The 4,138-nt window shown below is 30.0% G+C and carries 3 protein-coding genes and 1 pseudogene; 3 read left to right on the top strand and 1 reads right to left on the bottom strand.

The annotated features are described in order from the left end of the window. Positions 1 to 988 (bottom strand): hypothetical protein (locus tag ACIQZC_RS09570; protein ID WP_396139003.1); only part of this gene is annotated, 988 nt, incomplete at its 3' end. A gap of 326 nt (positions 989 to 1,314) precedes the next feature. Between ACIQZC_RS09570 and ACIQZC_RS09575 the strand changes: the two genes are divergently transcribed. The 3 genes and pseudogenes from ACIQZC_RS09575 to ACIQZC_RS09585 all read left to right on the top strand — a co-directional run. Continuing rightward, on the top strand, positions 1,315 to 2,298 hold the full coding sequence (locus ACIQZC_RS09575) for a UDP-glucuronic acid decarboxylase family protein (RefSeq protein WP_396139004.1): 984 nt from the start codon (positions 1,315 to 1,317) through the stop codon (positions 2,296 to 2,298). Position 2,299: 1 nt separating this feature from the next. Then, positions 2,300 to 3,652, top strand: coding sequence for an undecaprenyl-phosphate glucose phosphotransferase (locus ACIQZC_RS09580; protein WP_396139005.1), 1,353 nt, complete (start codon positions 2,300 to 2,302; stop codon positions 3,650 to 3,652). Positions 3,653 to 3,710: 58 nt separating this feature from the next. Further along, a pseudogene (locus tag ACIQZC_RS09585) lies at positions 3,711 to 4,138 on the top strand (phosphoribosylamine--glycine ligase); the annotation flags it as partial.

The raw sequence follows: 4,138 nt of genomic DNA on the forward strand, positions 1-4,138 counted from the left end.
ACGTCATCACAATTAGTCCAAGGACCACCAAACTAAAAAACTTATTAAACTTATTAAAATCATTAAGTAATTTCGATTGATTCTTTTCAAGGTAATGTTTTGCAAACAAGGACCAAAAAGGAGTCAATGCAGCAAAAAGCACAAGATAAGGCAATTGAAACAGCTTGCTAACCACTTCATAGGGCACAATTTCTGTTGGATTAAAGACGTAAGAAATAATATAACTATCCGATGAAAAAACAAACAAAAAGCCAATTTGAATAATCATAAATTTTAATCCCAATTGAAAAACATCACTATAGTTCGTTACCGTTGAATTTTTTAATAAAGAAATTCTTAGTTTTTCCTTTTTAAAAACGGCAAATGTAAAATACAGATTGACAAGTAAACTAACCCCGCCATTTATAAAGCTTATGCAAACTAATTTTTGATATCCAGTTATAGGAGATTGGAAGATCTCTAATAAAAAAATCAATGCCACTAAAAAGAATAATTGATTTAACGCTATTGATTGCTCGGCAAATTTTCCTTTGTGAAAAGCTACATATAAAGACTTATGGATGTTGGCTATAAATGTAAGACAGAAAAAAAGCAGATTTAATAAAAGCAAAAAATTAACCTCATGAAATGAAAGTTCAAGAATGTTAAAAGCAGATTTAATATCAAATACTTTAATAAAAAAAATAAAAAAAATAAAAACAGCAATTGCAATTGCAAAGGATAGTTTATAAATTGATCCAATAAATGAATTTAATCCAACCCAATCTTTTTTGTGAACAAAAACAGGTATTTTTGTTTTCAAGGAACTTTGCACCCCAAAATCCATAAGCAGCACCAACTGGAACAACGTAAAAACGAGAACCCAAATACCATAATTCTCAGACCCGAGATAATTAATTAAAAGACGAATTGAAAAAAACATAGCCAAACCAGAGACGGCTTTGTAAAAACCGCTCATAATTAAATGATTGTTGATTATTTTTTTCATCAATAGTATAAAAATCAAACTAATGTTTAAATTGCTATATTTTTGAGCAAATATAAACGAAACATTAATTTTTATATATAAAAAATCTAAATACTTAATTAATTAAAAAGTAGTTGTATGAATTAAGGATAAATAAAAAAATCTAACATTTAAGCAATTATTATTTTTCAAAAACCAATGTTAAGCTTATTTTTGAAAAACCAATCTAAGTTATAGAAATTTTTAATGTAATAGAAATTTTCAATATTTTTATAATAAGACAGCTTTTTCAGCGTTTTAATCATACAAAAATAGCACTATTTCTTTTTTTGTAACAACAATAGTATATGAAAAGAATATTAATTACAGGCGCCGCAGGTTTTTTAGGATCACACCTTTGTGATCGATTTATCAATGAAGGCTATTATGTTATTGGCATGGATAACTTAATAACTGGCGATTTAAAAAATATTGAGCACCTTTTTAAAGATAAAAATTTTGAATTTTACCACCACGACATCACAAAATTTGTCCATGTGCCCGGTAAATTAGATTATATCTTGCACTTTGCTTCACCGGCTAGTCCAATAGACTATTTGAAAATTCCCATTCAAACTTTAAAAGTAGGATCATTAGGAACTCATAATTTATTGGGTTTAGCCCGAGTAAAAAAAGCAAGAATACTTATCGCATCAACCTCAGAAGTGTATGGCGATCCATTAGTACACCCTCAAACAGAAGAGTATTATGGAAATGTAAATACCATTGGCCCTCGAGGGGTTTATGATGAAGCCAAACGGTTTCAAGAATCAATTACAATGGCGTATCACACGTTTCACGGCGTGGAAACTAGAATTGTCCGAATTTTTAACACTTACGGACCAAGGATGCGATTAAATGACGGACGAGTTATACCTGCATTTATAGGTCAAGCGCTAAGAGGAGAAGATTTAACGGTTTTTGGTGACGGAAGTCAAACACGTTCTTTTTGTTACGTTTCGGATCAAGTAGAAGGCATTTATAGATTATTACTTTCCGATTATCATTTACCTGTAAACATTGGAAATCCAGATGAAATTACTATTTCTGATTTTGTTGAAGAAATAATTAAATTAACAGGAACCAAACAAAAGGTTATTTATAAAGACTTACCCGTAAACGACCCAATGCAACGCCAACCAGACATTACTAAGGCCAAAGAAATTTTAGGGTGGACAGCTAAAGTAAAAAGAGAAGAAGGTATGAAATTAACTTATGAGTATTTCAAATCACTTTCACCTGAAGAATTAGCAAAAGAAGAACACAAAGATTTCTCAAAATACATTTATTAGTTTGAAGCCAAAAACAGGAAGATATTCAGGATTTATTAGACCTCTAATCGCTTTAATAGATTTATTATTAATAAATTTATTAATTTTAGTTTGTCTTCGTTCGGCCATGAGCAATTTTGGTTATCATTCTATTTTGTCGCTTTCTTGGATAGTTATTTCCTATTATTCAGGTTATTACGAAGTGTATAGATTTACAAAAGAAATTACAATCTTAGGAAAACTAATAAAACAATTTATTTTTATAAGTTTAATTACGTTCGCTTACGTTGGTTATAAATATAAATATGTAACTCCAGACGAAGTATGGATTTATATTATTTTTTCATTCATTTCTGTTGGTTTTATTAAGTTTTCAATATTTTTTCTACTTAAAAAGTATCGTTTGTTATATGGAGGAAATTTAAGAAATGTGATCATTTTAGGATCTGGAAAAGATGTAGACGAATTAAAATTATTTTTTACAACTAAACCTAATTATGGGTACAATTTAATGCATGTTTTTAGTTTAAAAATAAACAAAAAGGAAGAGATTAAAGCGTGTTATGAGTTTGTAACAAAAAATAATGTTGATGAAATTTACGGCTCATTAAATACACTCAATAGTACGGATTTACAAGGACTAATACATTTTGCAGACAACAATCTCAAAACCATAAAACTGCTTCCAGACAGCAAAAACAGAATGTTACGCAATCTAGCAGTAGAATACTATGGCTATGTGCCTGTTATTTCTTTAAGAACCATACCTTTGGATAAAATAATTAATAAAAGATTCAAACATTTTTTTGATGTTGTGTTTTCATTACTCGTTATTTTATTGCTTTTATCGTGGTTAGCTCCTTTAATAGCAATAATAATAAAAATGGAATCAAAAGGGCCGGTTTTCTTCAAACAAAGAAGAAACGGCTTGAACTATAAGGAGTTTAATTGTTATAAATTTAGATCTATGCGATTAAATTCAAAAGCTGATTTAGAACAAGTTCAAAAAAACGATCCAAGAGTTACTAAATTCGGAAAAATATTACGAAAGTTTAGTATTGATGAGTTGCCTCAATTTTTCAACGTATTATTAGGTGACATGTCTGTTGTAGGACCAAGACCCCATATGGTTAGTCACACCGAAATGTATGCAAAAAGCATTGATAAATTTATGGTTAGACATTTTATTAAGCCAGGAATTACCGGTTTAGCACAAATAAATGGTTGCAGAGGAGAAGTTGAAAACGAAAAAGATATTGTAAATAGAGTGAAATTCGATATTTTTTATTTAGAAAATTGGTCTATTTTGTTAGATTTAAAAATTATCCATAAAACAGTTATCAACGCTATTAAAGGAGAGGAAAAAGCCTATTAAACTTTTTTTTCTATCGAAAACGAAGTATTTTTGCCAAACAACATAACGACACAAAACAATGACAATTTTATTACTAGGTTCAGGTGGTCGCGAACACGCATTGGCATGGAAAATGCTTCAAAGCCCAAAATGCTCTTCTCTTTTTGTAGCGCCTGGAAATGCTGGAACAGCAACAATTGCTACTAATGTTTCACTAAACCCTAATGATTTTGAAGCCGTGAAACAATTTGTGCTTCAGGAAAAAATTGAAATGGTAGTCGTTGGACCAGAAGACCCTTTAGTATTAGGGATTTACGATTATTTTAAAAACGATTCTCAAATCAATCATATTCCGGTAATCGGACCTTCAAAAATAGGAGCGCAACTAGAAGGAAGTAAAGAATTTGCCAAAGAATTTTTAGTAAAACACAACATTCCAACAGCTCGTTACGAAAGTTTTACAAAAGATACCGTTGAACAGGGTTGCACATTTTTAGAAACACTTGA

The organism is Flavobacterium sp. (assembly GCF_044338735.1).
Taxonomy (GTDB): Bacteria; Bacteroidota; Bacteroidia; order Flavobacteriales; family Flavobacteriaceae; genus Flavobacterium.